Origin of the sequence: Superficieibacter sp. HKU1 (assembly GCF_029319185.1) — a bacterium.
In the GTDB taxonomy this organism is placed as follows: domain Bacteria; phylum Pseudomonadota; class Gammaproteobacteria; order Enterobacterales; family Enterobacteriaceae; genus Superficieibacter.
This window is the reverse complement of sequence record NZ_CP119754.1, coordinates 1,875,759-1,890,649: the sequence shown is the minus strand read 5'-3', so window position 1 is coordinate 1,890,649 and position 14,891 is coordinate 1,875,759. Positions and strand designations below refer to the sequence as shown.

Here is a 14,891-nt window from a genome sequence, read left to right as displayed (position 1 = left end):
TCCTGGCGGTCAGGCGCAGCCCTGATGTTGGTCGGCGAGTGTCCCGTTACGTTAGCGTGAAACAAAAGATTCTATAAATAGACATTTGCAACTAATGTGCCAGATAAGACTCACCCGCTGCGCCACGGTGAAAACGCCACGATAGCGGGAAATGAACGTATTTCGGGGAGCAGGCAGGCGATAAGGCGCTAATGTGCGGTTCTGTTAATGCACCAGAATAAGGCAAAGCACCAGCCTGACGCCCCATTATCGTTGCTCCAGTTCGTCGAGTTGCTGATAGAGCGTGGCGATATCATGAATGCGCGGACGGCCTTTATCGAGAATGCCATGCAGCAGCGCGTTAGCCAGCAGGTTAATCAGGCTGTTAACCGCGGCGTAACTATCAAACGCCGATACGCTGTCCAGCGGCGCGCAGAGCTGCCAGCGCGTGAGCGGAAACAGGCTGTGCGCCTGCGGTTCGCACATCAGCAATACCGGAATACGGTTAGTCTGAAGCTGCTGTAATAACGGGCGAATAATGCGCGGGCGACGACGAAAGGCCATCACGACCACCAGATCGTCAGCCGTGAGATCCACCAGTTCTTCACTCAGGCTTTGTCCCGGCTGCGGCAGTACCAGTACCTGTCCGCGCGCCTGCAGCAACTGCTGACGCAGGTGTAACGCGGCGGGATAGGCGTTACGCATGCCGATAATGATAATGCGCCGCGAGGCAACCATGCTGGCTATCGCGTCAGCAAAGTGCTGTGCATCCAGGGCGTTGACCCACTGGGTCAGGTTCGCCATCTCCTGTTTATAATGGCGCGCCAGCAGCGTATTGCCCTGCACCGCATCGCGGTTATCGGTCAGCGGCATGCCGCTCTGGCGCAGGGTACGCAGCTCATCGCGCATATCCTTATATTTTTCGTAGCCCAGCCGCCTGAACAGACGGCTCACCGTTGCTTTCGATACCCCGCTCAGCGTTGCCAGTTCGGCACTGTTATAGCTAATGAGATCGTCGAAGTGATCGAAAATAAAATCGGCCACGCGCTGTTCCTGCGGCGTCAGAGCGGCATACTGCTCTTTTAGTCGTTCATCAAGCTGTTGCATATCACCTCTGTAACTTTCGTTTCACCGCACTATATCGCTAAACGCTTTCACAATGCAGACCCGTCGTGCAAAAAATCCTGTTAGCCCACTGGCTGAAACTTTTTATTCAGATGTGGAACAGCTTTTGCAACGTCAGGAGCTCTTTCGCTCATGAGGATGCCTTATGCAGAGTAACGTATCGACAAGCGGGATGGTGGTAGCCCCCCATCATCTTGCCAGCCAAAGCGCGCTGGCGATCCTGCGCGAAGGCGGCAGCGCTATAGAGGCGATGGTCGCCGCTGCCGCAACCATCGCGGTGGTCTACCCGCATATGAACGGGCTGGGCGGCGACGGCTTCTGGCTTATCGTGCCGCCGGAGGGCGAGCCTGTTGCTATTGACGCCAGCGGCGCGGCGGGATCGCTGGCGACGCCGGAAGCCTACCGCGATGTGTCGCAGATCCCCCATCGCGGCCCGCGCGCCGCCCTGACCGTCGCGGGCACCGTGAGCGGCTGGGACGATGCGCTCAGCTTATCGCAGTCGCTCACCGGTCGGGCGCTGCCGCTGCGCCGTCTGCTTGCCGATGCCATTGGCTATGCCGAAAACGGAATGCCGGTTACCGCGTCTCAGGCCAACGCCACCGTCGACAAACTGGCGGAACTGCGCGATGTGCCGGGTTTTACTGAAACCTGGCTGGTGGAAGGCGCGGCCCCGCTGGCCGGAAGCCGCTTTCGCCAGCCCGCGCTGGCCTCCACCCTGAAGCGGCTGGCCGACGAGGGGCTGGACAGTTTTTACCGCGGTCCGCTGGCGGAATGCCTGGCAAACGGCATGGCGCAGTACGGCCTGCCCATCACCCTGGCGGATTTACACCAGCATCGCGCCCGTCGCACAACGCCGCTCCGGTTGCGACATACCCACGGCGACGTGTGGAATCTGGCACCGCCCACTCAGGGACTGGTCTCTCTGGCTATCCTCGGCATCACCGACCGTCCTGATATGGCCGATGCCGATGAGGCCACCACGCTACACCGTATCGTCGAAGCCACTAAGCTGGCCTTTGGCCTGCGCGATGCCCATATCACCGATCCGCGTCATCTGAATACCGATATTCAACGCCTGCTGGAGCCCGACGCGCTGAGCGCCCTGTCCCGGCACATTGACGATCGCCAGGCTGCGCCGTGGGGTCGCGGAAAAGGACCGGGCGATACGGTCTGGATGGGCGTGGTGGATGAAAGCGGGCTGGCGGTTTCTTTTATTCAGAGCATTTATCACGAATTCGGCAGCGGCGTGGTTCTCCCGGATACCGGCATCGTCTGGCAAAACCGCGGCGCGTCGTTCAGCCTCGACCCAGCCCATCTGCTGGCGCTGTCGCCAGGAAAACAGCCGTTTCATACGCTCAACCCCGCCGCGGCGCGCCTGAGCGATGGACGGGTGATGGTTTACGGTTCGATGGGCGGCGACGGCCAGCCGCAAACTCAGGCGGCCCTTTTTACCCGCTACGTGATACAGGGCGCGCCGTTGCAGGAGAGCATTAGCCGTCCGCGCTGGCTACTGGGGCGCACCTGGGGGCAAAGCTCGGACACGTTAAAACTGGAAGGCCGTTTTTCGCCGCAGACGGTCACCCGCCTGCGGGAAGCGGGTCATGAGATAGATATGCTGGCGCATTTCAGCGAAGCCATGGGCCACGCTGGCGCGATAGTCCGTCATCCCAACGGCCTGATTGAAGGGGCCTTCGATCCCCGCAGCAACGGCTCCGCCGCCGGTTTTTGAGGAGAAAATATGAATAACCAACCCTGTGAATGGGACGCCTATCTGGCGCAGATGACGCAGATCCTGAACGTGGAACTGGATGATGAGCGCCGCGCGGAGCTGCGGTTGCAGTTCAGCCGGATTGCCGCCATGGCCGAACCGCTGATGGCTTTCCCTGTTGATGACCGTCTGGAGATTGCAGGAGTCTATAAAGCATGAAGCTGCAAGACATGCATATTAGCGACATCCGTCAGGCGCTGGTAACGGGGGATCTCAGCGCCCGCGAGATTGCCCGACAGACGCTGGCGTCCATCGCGCGCGTTAATCCGCAGATCAACGCGTGGACCGCCGTCACCGAATCACGCCTGCTGGCGGAGGCGGACGCGATTGATACCCTGCGCCGGGCCAGGCAGCCGCTACCGCCGCTGGCCGGCATTCCTTACGCCGTGAAAAACCTGTTTGACGTGGCCGGACAGACGACCCTTGCGGGTGCAGAACTGTTTAGCGATCGCCCGGCGGCAACCGCAGATAGCTGGGCGGTGCGCCAGTTGCACAGCGCAGGCGGGATGCTGACGGGCATGGTGAACATGGACGCCTATGCCTACGGCTTTACCACTGAAAACAGCCATTACGGCGCGACGCGTAATCCGCATGATGTAACGCGCATTGCGGGTGGATCGTCGGGTGGTTCCGCCGCCGCCGTCGCCGCCGGGCTGGTGCACTTTGCGCTCGGCAGCGACACCAACGGTTCCATACGCGTCCCGGCCTCGCTGTGCGGGATCTTCGGACTAAAGCCGACCTTTGGTCGCCTCTCCCGCGCCGGAAGCCATCCGTTTGTGCCAAGCCTTGATCATATCGGTCCTTTCGCCCGCCGGGTTGAGGATCTTGCGGCAGTGTATGACGCCCTGCAAGGGCGCGATCCCCGCGACGCCTTTCAGGCCGATACGCCTCATGCTCCCGTCTCCACCCTGCTGACACAGGGGCTGGAAGGGCTGCGCTGTGCGGTGCTGGGCGGCTATTTTACCGCCTGGTGCGATAACGATGCCAGGGAAGCCGTCAGCCGCGCCGCGCGCGCGCTTGATGCCACTGAGGAACTGGTATTTTCGCAGGCGGAACTTTCCCGTTCGGCGGCGTTTATTATCAGCGCTGCTGAGGGCGGCAACCAGTACCTTCCTGCGCTGCGCCGGGAACCGCATCGCATCGAGCCGCACTCCCGCGAGCGCCTGCTGGCGGGAGCGATGATCCCGTCGGCGTGGTATATCCAGGCCCAGCGTTTTCGCCGTCATGCGCGGGAGGCGTTTAAGACGCTGTTCGCCCACGCGGATGTGCTGATCGCGCCCGCGACACCGCGTTGCGCCACGCGGATTGGCGAGCAAACGATGGAGATTAACGGCCAGATGCTTCCGGTACGCGCCAGCATGGGGATGCTGACGCAGCCGATATCGTTTCTCGGCCTGCCGGTCGCCTCGGTGCCGCTGCGCACGGCTGGCGGATTGCCGATTGGCCTGCAACTGATTGCCGCGCCGTTTAATGAACAAGCCTGCCTGCGCGCCGCCCGCGTGCTGGAAGCCTGCGGCATTACCGATGCCCGTCCTGCACTGGAGAAAGTATGATGATTCGGGATGACATTAATCGTCCACAGGTTGTCGCTGAGGTTACCGCGGCGTTTTATCGCTATGAAGACGCGCTGGTGAACAACCATATCGACGTGCTCGATGAGCTCTTCTGGCACGACGCCCGCACGGTGCGCCTGGGTGCCGGGGAAAATCTCTACGGCATTGACGACATACGCGCATTTCGCGCGGCACGCCCCGCCGCCGGATTGCAACGCACGTTACGCCATACGCAAATCACCACCTTTGGCGAAGACTATGCGGTATGCAGCACCGAATTTACCCGTGAAGGCAGCGATGCTCCTGGCCGCCAGCAGCAAACCTGGGTGCGCTTTCCTGACGGCTGGCGCATCGTGGCGGCGCAGGTCAGTCTGATGCGGTGATCCGATCTGCCCGGCGCAGCGTCCGGGCACGATCTTCATTTTTGAAAGGGATGAACCTGACGCCAGTGATCGGCAATCTGCTGGCGGGTGCAGATCCAGACGCGATCGTGCTGCTGAATATAATCAAGGAAGCGCTGGAGCGCGCGAAAACGGCCGGGGCGGCCTAACAGGCGGCAGTGCATCCCGATGGACATCATTTTTGGCGCGCTTTCCCCCTCCTCATAAAGCACATCAAAACTGTCCTTCAGATAGGTATAAAACTGCTCGGCGGTGTTGAAGCCCTGCGCGGTGGCGAAGCGCATATCGTTGGCGTCGAGGGTATAAGGGACGATCAAGTGGGGTTTGCGTGAACCGTTACCGCACTCCACTTCGGTCCAGAAGGGCAGATCGTCGCCATAGTAGTCGCTATCGTAATCAAATCCGCCGTGCTCAACCACCAGTTGCCGGGTGTTCGGGCTGTCGCGCCCGGTATACCAGCCGGTAGGCGCTTTGCCGAAAAGATCGGTTAATACCTGCACCGCCTTGTGCAGATGCTCACGCTCCGTCTCAATATCGTGATTCTGATAATGGATCCAGCGCCAGCCGTGGCTTACCACGTCGTAGTTTGCGCTTTTAATGGCCTCAACGATGTCAGGATGTCGCGCCAGCGCCATCGCCACGCCAAAAACGGTCAGCGGCAGGCCGCGCGCGCTGAACGCATTGTGGATGCGCCAGAACCCGGCGCGGCTACCGTACTCATACAGCGAATCCATTGACATGTGGCGGTCGGGATAGCTGGCGGCACCGATGATATCGGAGAGAAATTGTTCAGAGCCAGCGTCGCCATGCAGAATGTGATTTTCCGATCCCTCTTCATAGTTCAGCACAAACTGGACGGCAATCCGGGCCTGGCCGGGCCATTGGGCATGCGGCGGTTGTCCGGCATAGCCTCGCAGGTCGCGCGGATAGTGCGGTTCAAAATAGGTCATTCCCCTCTCCCTTCTCATTAAAATGAATTGAACATCTCAAACTTACCGCTGACGGCTTTGGTTTCCGGAAAGGCTAAATCGCCGTGTTTACTGGTGGACAATCCCAGCCCCACCAGCGACTCGACCATCTTCACCGCCGCGCTGACGCCGTCAATCACCGGAACCTGCAGTTCGCGGGTCAGCGCCTGCGCCAGATCGGCCATGCCGCCGCAGCCCAGCACAATTGCGCCGCAGCCATCCTCCCGGAGCGCCTGAAGGCAGCGCGCGCGCACTTTCTCCTGTGCCAGACCGCTGCCATCTTCCAGCGCGAGCACCGGCAAATCGATGGCGTGCAGCCCGGCACAGCGATCGTGGAAACCATACTGGTGCAAAAGATGGCGGGCGATGATCAGCGTGCGCGGCAGCGTGGTCACCACGGAAAAGCGGGTCGAAACCAGCGTGGCCATATGCATGGCGGCTTCAGCAATACCAACGACCGGCCCCTGCGCCAGCTCGCGCGCTGCCAGCAGTCCCGGATCGCCGAAGCAGGCGATGACATGGCCATCCACTCCCTGCTGACGCCCGGCATGAATCTGTTCAAGCACGCCAATGGTCGCTATCGCCTCGTCAAAATGGCCTTCAATGGACGGCACGCCGTCGCCAGGACAGACCGCGAGGATTTCGGTACCCGGCGCGGCTGCCGCTCGCGCCGCCGCGCCGATGGTTTCCGTCATGTCGAGACTGGTGTTGGGGTTAATCACTTGTATACGAACGGCAGACATTATGACTCCTTGCGATCGCCGAACAGGCGGACAAAATCCGGCAGACAAACGCCAGCGCGCTCAAAACGCAGGCTGGCGACGATGTGTTCAAAATGGTGTGTCAGGGCCGCGCTTAACGGTTGCAGCGCTTTTTGACGGAGCAACGTCACCAGATGCTCATGATCGTGGCAGCGACACCCTTGTCGCCACGGCGCGCCCCACGCGGCGATGACCAGCGACGAACGCTGGCTCAGGCTGGTCACCATCTCCGTCAGCACCTGATTCCCGGAAATGGCCTGAAGCTGAATATGAAATTCGGCGGAAGCGCGTATGGCGGCGGGGCCGTCATAGATTTCATGTGCCTGCTGCTCCTGGCCGATGATGGCGCTCAGCGCCGCCAGGTGCGGCGGCTGGCAGTGAGCCAGTACGTCGGGAAGGTTGGCAACTTCCAGCAAGGTGCGGGTGCGGAAGATCTCCCTGGCCTCTTCAACAGAAGGGCTGGCGACGTGTGCACCACGTTTGGGCGTCAGGGTGACCATTTGCACAGTGGCGAGTCGTTGCAGCACTTTGCGGATCCCTGTGCGGCTGACGCCGAACACGTCGGCCAGCGCCTCTTCCGGCAATTTACTGCCCGGTAGCAGCTGATGTTCAACAATGGCCGTCATCAGCGCCTGGTAAATGGATTCATCCTTGTCCTGCACCGCTGGCGCGGCCTGCAGGCTTTTTTCATCGTTCATCAACCGCTCCACCTTTTACTTTTTGATATCGAATCGTATACATAAAAATAAAATATTGCATACAAAAATGATTATTCTGGCCCGGATCCTGCAACGTCATCAGTACTCCCCTTCTAGCGGGTTTACATTCACAGGAGCAGGTTTCATGCCAAACAGACAAAATGCGCATCAGATAAAAACCACGGGTTCCGGTGCAGGCTACAGCCCACGGCTTTGCAATGACGATCTGGCCCCCACGCGCCATCAGAACTGGAGCTGGTACAACATTTTCTCTTTCTGGATGTCGGACGTGCACAGCATGGGCGGCTACGTGGTGGCGGCCAGCTTTTTTACGCTCGGTCTGGCAAGCTGGCAGGTTTTACTCTGCCTGCTGGTGGGAATTTGTATTGTGCAGCTGTGTGCGAACCTGGTGGCAAAACCCAGCCAGATGGCCGGCGTGCCTTACGCGGTAATCTGCCGTCAGGCGTTCGGCGTCTTCGGTGCCAATATCCCGGCAGTGATCCGCGGGCTGATTGCTTTTGCATGGTACGGCATTCAAACCTATCTTGCGGCAAATGCGCTGATGCTGGTCATTCTGAAATTCTGGCCTTCGCTGACGCCGCTGACCCAGAGTGCGTACCTCGGCCTGTCATATCTCGGCTGGCTGTGTTTTGCCACCATGTGGCTGTTGCAGGCGATGGTGTTCTGGCATGGGATGAGCGCCATCAAACGCTTTATTGATATTGCCGGACCGGCGGTTTATGTCGTTATGCTGGCGCTGGCCGGATGGATTGTATACAAGACAGGTTTTGACGGTATCTCCTTTACCCTGGCCAGCAAATCGCTAAGCGCAGGCGAACAGACCTGGCAGATGATCACCGCCACCGCGCTGGTGGTGTCGTACTTCTCCGGGCCGCTACTGAACTTCGGCGACTTTTCGCGCTACGGCAAGAGTATGGGAGAAATTCGTCGCGGCAACCGCTGGGGTTTACCGTTTAACTTCCTGCTGTTCTCGGTGGTGACCGTAGTGATCGTCTCCGGCACGCAGTCGCTGTTTGGCCGGATGATCACCGACCCGATCGAAACTGTCAGCCGCGTGGGTAACGACCTGGCGGTGGCGATTGGCCTGCTGACGATGATTACTGCCACTATCGGCATCAATATCGTGGCGAACTTTGTCTCCCCGGCGTTTGATTTTTCAAACTGTTCGCCGCAGAAAATCAGTTTCCGCACCGGGGGCATGATCGCCGCGGTCGGCTCGATTCTGCTGACGCCGTGGAATCTGTTCAACTCGCCGGAACTTATCCACTACACCCTCGACGTGCTGGGCGCGTTTATCGGCCCGCTGTTCGGCATCCTGGTTGCCGATTTTTATCTGATTAAACGCGGGAAAGTGTTCGTTGACGATCTGTTTGACGATACGCCGAACGGCAAGTACTGGTATCGCAACGGCTTTAACCCGAAAGCCATCGCCGCACTGGTGCCGTCCGTTGCGGTGGGTCTGATTATCAGCTTTATCCCATCACTGCATGAAGTCGCCAATTTTAGCTGGTTTATCGGGGTGCTGCTGGGAGCGGGAACCTATCGCTGGCTGGCGCGTGAAGACCGTATTGTCGTCGCATCGGCAGGTTTTAACACCAGCGTCGCCGCGCAAAAAGAGTAACCCTTCCCCTTTGCCGCGACGTACCGTCGCGGCTATCTCAATGCTGGCATTTATTTTGCTTTTAAAGTTTACCCGGCATGACACCCACTAAGGCAGAAACCATGATTGACTATCATGCCGCGATTCGCGGTACGTTTTTTGATATCGCCCGCCCCGCCGACACTGCCGATGATATCGCCCGCTTCGCGCGGCATGTCGATGACGGGCTGTTGTTCATTCGGGATGGCCATATTCAGGCGCTGATGCCCTGGCAGGAGGGCGAGCAGTATCTGCATCCGCAAACGGGCTATACCGATCTGCGCGGTAAACTGCTGCTTCCTGGTTTTGTCGATACGCACGTTCACTATCCGCAAACGGAGATGATCGGTGCTTTTGGCGAACAGCTGCTGGAATGGCTGACAACCTATACTTTTCCGGTGGAAAGCCAGTTTGCCGACGAAGCCTACGCGGCAGAGATAGCCCAATTTTTCGTGGAACAGCTTTTAAGCCACGGCACCACCACCGCGCTGGTGTTTTGTACGCTGCATCCTGAATCGGTCAATGCCCTGTTTAGCGAGGCGCTGCGACTGAATATGCGCCTTATCGCCGGAAAAGTAATGATGGACCGGCACGCGCCTGACTACCTGAGCGAGACGGCCGAAGAGAGCTACCGGCAGACGCGGGAACTCATTCAGCGCTGGCAGCATCAGGGACGGCTTGGCTACGCCATCACCCCGCGCTTTGCGCCTACCTCCACCCCCGCGTTACTGGAGGCGGTGCGTCAACTCAGGGAGGAATTTCCGCAAACCTGGCTACAGACGCACCTGAGCGAAAACCCGAATGAAGTGGCGTGGGTTAAAGATCTCTGGCCGGAGCACGAGCGTTATCTGGATGTTTATCATCATTATCAGTTAACCGGCGAGCGCAGCGTCTTTGCCCACGGCATTCATCTCGACGATCGGGAGTGGCAGTGCCTGCACGACACCGGGTCCGCCGTCGCCTTCTGCCCGACGTCGAATCTCTTTCTCGGCAGCGGACTGTTTCGCCTGCCGGCAAGCTGGCAGCACAAGGTGCGAATAGGCATGGGTAGCGACGTGGGGGCGGGCACCACCTTCAGCATGCTGCGCACGCTGGGCGAGGCCTATAAAGTATGCCAGCTGCAAAGCTACCGGCTACGCGCCAGCGAAGCGTTTTATCATGCCACGCTGGGCGGCGCTCGTGCGCTGCGTCTTGACGATCGGATTGGTAATTTTGCGCCCGGTAAAGAGGCCGATTTTGTGGTCATCGATCCGGCGGTCACGCCGTTACAGCGCCTGCGAATCGGGCGCTGTAAGGATATTTATGAACGGCTTTTTGTCCTTATGACCCTGGGCGATGAACGGAATATCCATGAAACCTGGGTTAACGGCCAGCGCGTATGGCAGGCTTCAGCTTCCGCGATAGGTTGACCAGCCGCCGGGCGCAATTAAAAACGGCAGATGAAAGTGTTCGTCTGCCGCATCACCGATGACAAAGTCGATTTGCGCCCGGCAAAAGAGGGTTACGCGCCCGTGGTTAGCAAACCACTCGCCGATGTCCGCCACCAGCCGGTAGCTGCCCGGCGGCAGATCCGCGCCGAGTTCGCTGATGCGCCCGTTGGCATTAGTCGTGCCAGCGGCAACGATCCGATTGTCGCGTTCCAGGCGAACCGTTACCCCTTCAGCGGGTTTGCCGGCGGAAATATCCAGAATATGGGTGCTAAGACTGCTCATTGGCCAATCACTCCTTCCAGGCGTAATAACGTAATCTCGCGAAGCTGCTCAAGGGTAACCCGAAGTTCTTCATCGTCGCTGTGGGTCAGGCGCTGCGCCAGCGCCTCAAGGATCGCCTCGCCGCTGCGTCCTTTGGCGCGGATCAAAAACACCCGGCCAAAGCGCGCCTCGTAGCGGGCATTGCCCTCTTTCAGCGCCTGCGCTAGCCGGGCATCACGGTCATCCACCGCGGACTGTTCCTGGCGCGAAAATGCTGCGTGCGTCTGCGGACCTGCGGGTTTTTCGCCAATTCGCGGATGCGCACTGAGAGCCGCCTCAAGCTCAGCCGCCCCCCAGCCCAGCGTTCGTTGGTAAGCCTCTTCTCGCAGCCCGGCCAGGCTGGCATAGGGCCGCGCCGCCACCAGCGCCGCCGACCACGACGGGATCGCCACGCAGGGCTGCAACACGGCGAGGGCTTCACCCGCCGATAACTGGTTAAAGTGATTCAGCGCGATCATCATTGCTCCTTACCACCGCTGTCGCCGCGCTTTTTTCTTCAGGAATGACCAGATTCAGCACAATAGCCACCACGCCGCCGCAGGTGGCCGCCGAGCCAAACAGGTTGCCGATAATCGGCGGAAAATGAGTGAGAAATGCCGGAACGGCTTCCACGCCCATTCCAAAGCCAAACGCCAGGCCGACAATCAGCATATCGCGGCGGGTTAACGGTTTCTGCGTAATGATACGAATGCCCGCAGCGACCACGCAGCCGAACATCACCATTGTCGCTCCACCCAGCACCGGCGTTGGGATCTGCCGTAGCACCTCGCCAAACGGCGGGAACAGCCCCAGCAGGATCAGGATCGCGCCGATATAGCGGCCGACAAACCGGCTGGCGACGCCGGTCATCTGGATCACGCCGTTATTTTGCGCAAAGGTAGTATTCGGAAAGGCGCACAGCATGGCGGCAACCAGGCAGCTAATCCCGTCGGCCAGAATACCGCCCTTCAGCCGCGAGCGAAACGCGCTGTCGTCAATTGACTGCCGGGAGATCAGGCAATTCGCCGTAAGATCGCCTACCGCTTCCAGAATGCAGACCAGCGAGACCAGGGCGATGGGCAAAAAGATGGCGCTGTTAAACTGGAAACCAAACGGAAACAGCGCGGGCAGGCGGAACCAGACGTCGCCTGCGCCGCTGAAATGAAACCTGCCGGTAAACGCGGCGGCAAGGCAGCCGACGGCAATCCCCACCACGACGGAAGAAAGGCGCAGCCAGCGGTTATGGGCGCAGCTCAGCAGGACAATCACCCCCAGCGTGCCCGCGCCCAGCGCGATATTGCTCATGCTGGCGAAATCCTTCGCCTGCTCGCCGCCGCACCAGTTGATCACGCTCACTTTAATCAGGCTGATGCCGATCAGCGCAATTACGCTTCCGGTAATGATGGAGGTAAAGATTTTCTTCAGCGGCTCAATGAAGCGGCTGACAATGATTGGCACCAGCGCCGCCACCGCGTTCACGCCAAACAGCATCGCCATAATGTCCTGCGGCGTGCCGCCCTGACCTTTCACCCACATGCCGCCAGCGATAGCCACCCCGAGGAAGGCGAAGCTGGTGCCCTGCATACAGATCATCCCGGCCCCGATGCCCCACACGCGGTTAGCCTGTAAAAAAGTGCCGATGCCCGACGCCAGCAGCGACATGCTAATCAGGTACGGCATCCACTCTCCCAGCCCCAGCGCGGCACCAATGATTAGCGGCGGAGTGATGATTCCCACCAGCCCGGCCAGTACATGCTGTAGTGCGCTAAAGAACGCAGGCAGCGGCGGGATCTTCTGCTCTAGGCCGTACAATAACGTGTCGTTCTTTTCTTCTGACATGGTGATTCCATCCCGTTATGAACAAGTGTGCCTTGTCCTATGCACAAAGCAGGCCAGAGTCCGCTGTGATCCTTCATTACGCATCACCACCTTTGAAACATTAGATTCCTGCTAGCAAATAAAGAAACTTTTGATTCATAAAAAGGCAATCCACAGGTTCTGTCGCACCAGTACAGTGCACATCAGCGCTATTGTGTGCATTTCTGCCCTGCTATCAGGGCAGCGATCATTCTGGTACGCAAATTGCTCCTGACTCTTACCGGGTTTATTTAAGGAGAATGGAATGAAAGCATTGGTCATCGGCGCGGGTATCGGCGGTCTGAGCGCGGCCGTCGCGCTAAAAAAGGCGGGCATCGCCTGCGAGGTGTTTGAAGCGGTAAAAGAGATTAAGCCCGTCGGTGCTGCGATCTCCATCTGGCCCAACGGCGTGAAGTGTATGAATCATCTCGGCATGGGCGAGATCATGGAAACCTATGGCGGTCCGATGCGCTTTATGGCCTATCAGGATTATCAGCGGGGTGACACCTTGACTCGCTTTAGCCTTGCGCCGCTAGTGGAGCGCACCGGCGGGCGCCCCTGCCCCGTCTCCCGCGCCGAATTGCAGCGTGAGATGCTGGAATACTGGGGACGCGAAAAGGTGCAGTTCGGCAAACGTGTTACCCGGGCGCAGGAAGACGCCGATGGCGTGACCGTGTGGTTTACCGACGGTACAACGGCCCAGGGCGATTTCCTGATTGCCGCCGACGGCAGCCACTCGGCACTGCGTCCCTTTGTGCTGGGTTACACGCCGGAGCGCCGCTACGCGGGATATGTAAACTGGAATGGCCTGGTGGAGATCGATGAAAGCATTGCGCCTGCCGATCAGTGGACGACCTTCGTCGGCGAAGGCAAGCGGGTCTCCCTGATGCCCGTTTCCGACGGGCGCTTTTACTTTTTCTTCGACGTTCCCCTGCCGGCGGGCCTTGCCGAAAACCGCGACACGCTGCGCGCGGATCTTACCCGCTACTTCAGCGGCTGGGCACCGCAGGTGCAAAAACTGATCGCCGCGCTTAATCCGCAGACCACCAATCGGATCGAGATCCACGATATTGAGCCTTTTGACCGGCTGGTACGCGGTAAAGTGGCGCTGCTGGGCGATGCCGGGCACAGCACCACCCCGGACATTGGTCAGGGCGGCTGCGCGGCAATGGAAGATGCGGTGGTGCTGGGCGATATTTTCCACGGCACCCGTGATATCACCGCCGCCCTGCGCCAGTATGAAGCGCTGCGCTGCGATCGGGTACGCGACCTGGTGCTTAAGGCCCGTAAGCGCTGCGACATAACGCACGGCAAGGATATGGCGCTGACACAGGCCTGGTATCAGGAACTGAAAGAAGAGGCCGGCGAGCGGATCATCAACGGCCTGTGCGATACCATTCAGGGCGGGCCGTTAGGATGACCTTCCCCCGACGGTCTGCATCTCCTCAATGACGGTCGTCAGCTTCTGAATCGCCATTTGCGCCGGGCGGGAAAGCTGGCGCGATGGCGCGGTACACAATGCCAGCGTCAAAGGCCGCAGCAGTTTGTTGCGCAGCGGCACAAAGACCAGCTGACCGCCTTTTACCTCGTCCAGAACGTCCAGCAGGCTGAGCACCGTCACGCCGCTCCCCCTGAGCACCAGCGATTTAATCAGCCTGATATCGTTACAACGGATGCTATTCGCCGGGTAAAAGTCGTAATGCCGGTAGAGCATTTCCACGCGATCGTGGACGATAAGCGGCGCGCCGGGAACAATATGCCGTTCCTGGCTGAGCGCGCCGAGAGAGAGCGCAGCGGAGCGGGCCTGCGGATGTTCCGGACGCATAACCACCCCCATCTCCAGCTCGGCAAACGCCAGCACGCTAAGCCCTGCCTGCCCTTCGGGATCGAGGATCAGGCCGAAATCAAGATCGGCCTGACGCACCTTCTGGCTGACCGTGTAGCTGTCCGCCACCTGTAGCGCCAGTTCAAGCCAGTCCCAGTCGGCAATAATGTCGGCCAGCGCCCCGGCAAAACTGCCTTCCGCCAGCGCCTGCACCATTCCGACGCTGACCGTTCCGCGTTTTAATCCCTGTAGCTCATCAAATTTTTGCCGGGTGAGCTGAAACTCTTTTTGCCAGCGCAGCAGATTGTCATACAGCAACTCTCCCGCGGTGGTCATACGCAGCCCTTCCGGCAGCCGTTCGAACAGCGGCGTGCCGAAAGCCTCCTCAGCCTGCAGGATCTGGCGATTAATCGCCGAAGGAGAAATATGCAATTTTTCCGCAGCCCGGCGCAGGCTGCCGCTGCGGGCCACGGCGGAAAAATAGAGGGCAAAACGGGAAAAGGGACTCATATGCCACCTGTACGCTTTTTTGCAACGGCTTAGTGAATTAATGGTGATGGATGTGA

15 protein-coding genes are annotated in these 14,891 nt (G+C 59.5%); 7 read left to right on the top strand and 8 right to left on the bottom strand.

Annotated features, from left to right (window positions below):
* Positions 1 to 246 precede the first annotated feature (246 nt).
* Positions 247 to 1,086 carry a MurR/RpiR family transcriptional regulator HpxU gene (gene hpxU / locus P0H77_RS09000; RefSeq protein ID WP_276164547.1) on the bottom strand — a complete coding sequence of 280 codons (840 nt, stop codon included), beginning with the start codon at positions 1,084 to 1,086 and terminating at the stop codon, positions 247 to 249.
* A gap of 163 nt (positions 1,087 to 1,249) precedes the next feature.
* On the opposite strand from hpxU, the gene hpxW reads away from it, so the two are divergent.
* The 4 genes from hpxW to hpxZ are packed head-to-tail and all read left to right on the top strand — an operon-like array spanning position 1,250 to position 4,808.
* Entirely contained in the window at positions 1,250 to 2,833 is a 1,584-nt protein-coding gene (gene hpxW / locus P0H77_RS08995) for an oxamate amidohydrolase (RefSeq protein ID WP_276164546.1), read from the top strand.
* A 9-nt stretch (positions 2,834 to 2,842) separates the two neighbouring features.
* Positions 2,843 to 3,031 carry an oxalurate catabolism protein HpxX gene (gene hpxX, locus P0H77_RS08990; RefSeq protein ID WP_276164545.1) on the top strand — a complete coding sequence of 63 codons (189 nt, stop codon included), beginning with the start codon at positions 2,843 to 2,845 and terminating at the stop codon, positions 3,029 to 3,031.
* A complete protein-coding gene (locus tag P0H77_RS08985) occupies positions 3,028 to 4,425 on the top strand; it encodes an AtzE family amidohydrolase (protein ID WP_276164544.1) in 1,398 nt (465 codons plus the stop codon). Before hpxX ends, P0H77_RS08985 begins: the two co-directional genes overlap by 4 nt.
* Positions 4,422 to 4,808 (top strand): oxalurate catabolism protein HpxZ, encoded by a 387-nt coding sequence (gene hpxZ, locus P0H77_RS08980; RefSeq protein WP_276164543.1) that lies wholly within the window; start codon positions 4,422 to 4,424, stop codon positions 4,806 to 4,808. The genes P0H77_RS08985 and hpxZ overlap by 4 nt, the downstream gene beginning before the upstream one ends.
* Before the next feature lie 35 nt (positions 4,809 to 4,843).
* On the opposite strand, the gene puuE is transcribed toward hpxZ, so the two are convergent.
* Genes puuE through P0H77_RS08965 form a run of 3 tightly spaced genes read right to left on the bottom strand, consistent with a single transcriptional unit; the run spans position 4,844 to position 7,253 of the window.
* Positions 4,844 to 5,776 (bottom strand): allantoinase PuuE, encoded by a 933-nt coding sequence (gene puuE / locus P0H77_RS08975; RefSeq protein WP_276164542.1) that lies wholly within the window; start codon positions 5,774 to 5,776, stop codon positions 4,844 to 4,846.
* Positions 5,777 to 5,793: 17 nt separating this feature from the next.
* Positions 5,794 to 6,537 (bottom strand): allantoin racemase, encoded by a 744-nt coding sequence (gene hpxA, locus P0H77_RS08970; protein WP_276164541.1) that lies wholly within the window; start codon positions 6,535 to 6,537, stop codon positions 5,794 to 5,796.
* Positions 6,537 to 7,253, bottom strand: coding sequence for a GntR family transcriptional regulator (locus P0H77_RS08965; RefSeq protein ID WP_276164540.1), 717 nt, complete (start codon positions 7,251 to 7,253; stop codon positions 6,537 to 6,539). Before P0H77_RS08965 ends, hpxA begins: the two co-directional genes overlap by 1 nt.
* 145 nt (positions 7,254 to 7,398) lie before the next feature.
* Between P0H77_RS08965 and P0H77_RS08960 the strand changes: the two genes are divergently transcribed.
* Both P0H77_RS08960 and guaD read left to right on the top strand, forming a co-directional pair.
* Positions 7,399 to 8,895: an NCS1 family nucleobase:cation symporter-1 gene (locus tag P0H77_RS08960; protein ID WP_276164539.1), complete on the top strand. Its 1,497-nt coding sequence runs from the start codon at positions 7,399 to 7,401 to the stop codon at positions 8,893 to 8,895.
* A gap of 101 nt (positions 8,896 to 8,996) precedes the next feature.
* Positions 8,997 to 10,322, top strand: a complete 1,326-nt coding sequence (guaD, locus tag P0H77_RS08955; protein WP_276164538.1) for a guanine deaminase — start codon at positions 8,997 to 8,999, stop codon at positions 10,320 to 10,322.
* Here guaD and uraH read toward each other — a convergent pair.
* Genes uraH through P0H77_RS08940 form a run of 3 tightly spaced genes read right to left on the bottom strand, consistent with a single transcriptional unit; the run spans position 10,302 to position 12,482 of the window.
* Complete coding sequence (gene uraH / locus P0H77_RS08950) at positions 10,302 to 10,625, bottom strand: hydroxyisourate hydrolase (RefSeq protein WP_276164537.1); 324 nt, start codon at positions 10,623 to 10,625, stop codon at positions 10,302 to 10,304. The two genes, guaD and uraH, sit on opposite strands and share 21 nt — an antisense overlap.
* Entirely contained in the window at positions 10,622 to 11,122 is a 501-nt protein-coding gene (uraD, locus tag P0H77_RS08945) for a 2-oxo-4-hydroxy-4-carboxy-5-ureidoimidazoline decarboxylase (RefSeq protein ID WP_276165083.1), read from the bottom strand. The genes uraH and uraD overlap by 4 nt, the downstream gene beginning before the upstream one ends.
* Positions 11,100 to 12,482, bottom strand: a complete 1,383-nt coding sequence (locus P0H77_RS08940) for a nucleobase:cation symporter-2 family protein (RefSeq protein ID WP_276164536.1) — start codon at positions 12,480 to 12,482, stop codon at positions 11,100 to 11,102. Before P0H77_RS08940 ends, uraD begins: the two co-directional genes overlap by 23 nt.
* Before the next feature lie 283 nt (positions 12,483 to 12,765).
* Here P0H77_RS08940 and hpxO point away from each other — a divergent pair, with 283 nt between their 5' ends.
* Positions 12,766 to 13,920 (top strand): FAD-dependent urate hydroxylase HpxO, encoded by a 1,155-nt coding sequence (hpxO, locus tag P0H77_RS08935; protein ID WP_276164535.1) that lies wholly within the window; start codon positions 12,766 to 12,768, stop codon positions 13,918 to 13,920.
* On the opposite strand, the gene hpxR is transcribed toward hpxO, so the two are convergent.
* The gene (gene hpxR / locus P0H77_RS08930) at positions 13,912 to 14,835 is read right to left on the bottom strand and encodes a LysR family hpxDE operon transcriptional regulator HpxR (RefSeq protein ID WP_276164534.1); all 924 of its coding nucleotides are present in this window, start codon (positions 14,833 to 14,835) and stop codon (positions 13,912 to 13,914) included. The genes hpxO and hpxR overlap by 9 nt on opposite strands.
* Between the last annotated feature and the right edge of the window lie 56 nt (positions 14,836 to 14,891).

Coding starts and splice junctions, on each gene's coding strand:
- hpxU (WP_276164547.1), bottom strand. CDS start 1,086: ATGCAACAGCTTGATGAACGACTAAAAGAGCAGTATGCCGCTCTGACG.
- hpxW (WP_276164546.1), top strand. CDS start 1,250: ATGCAGAGTAACGTATCGACAAGCGGGATGGTGGTAGCCCCCCATCAT.
- hpxX (WP_276164545.1), top strand. CDS start 2,843: ATGAATAACCAACCCTGTGAATGGGACGCCTATCTGGCGCAGATGACG.
- P0H77_RS08985 (WP_276164544.1), top strand. CDS start 3,028: ATGAAGCTGCAAGACATGCATATTAGCGACATCCGTCAGGCGCTGGTA.
- hpxZ (WP_276164543.1), top strand. CDS start 4,422: ATGATGATTCGGGATGACATTAATCGTCCACAGGTTGTCGCTGAGGTT.
- puuE (WP_276164542.1), bottom strand. CDS start 5,776: ATGACCTATTTTGAACCGCACTATCCGCGCGACCTGCGAGGCTATGCC.
- hpxA (WP_276164541.1), bottom strand. CDS start 6,537: ATGTCTGCCGTTCGTATACAAGTGATTAACCCCAACACCAGTCTCGAC.
- P0H77_RS08965 (WP_276164540.1), bottom strand. CDS start 7,253: ATGAACGATGAAAAAAGCCTGCAGGCCGCGCCAGCGGTGCAGGACAAG.
- P0H77_RS08960 (WP_276164539.1), top strand. CDS start 7,399: ATGCCAAACAGACAAAATGCGCATCAGATAAAAACCACGGGTTCCGGT.
- guaD (WP_276164538.1), top strand. CDS start 8,997: ATGATTGACTATCATGCCGCGATTCGCGGTACGTTTTTTGATATCGCC.
- uraH (WP_276164537.1), bottom strand. CDS start 10,625: ATGAGCAGTCTTAGCACCCATATTCTGGATATTTCCGCCGGCAAACCC.
- uraD (WP_276165083.1), bottom strand. CDS start 11,122: ATGATCGCGCTGAATCACTTTAACCAGTTATCGGCGGGTGAAGCCCTC.
- P0H77_RS08940 (WP_276164536.1), bottom strand. CDS start 12,482: ATGTCAGAAGAAAAGAACGACACGTTATTGTACGGCCTAGAGCAGAAG.
- hpxO (WP_276164535.1), top strand. CDS start 12,766: ATGAAAGCATTGGTCATCGGCGCGGGTATCGGCGGTCTGAGCGCGGCC.
- hpxR (WP_276164534.1), bottom strand. CDS start 14,835: ATGAGTCCCTTTTCCCGTTTTGCCCTCTATTTTTCCGCCGTGGCCCGC.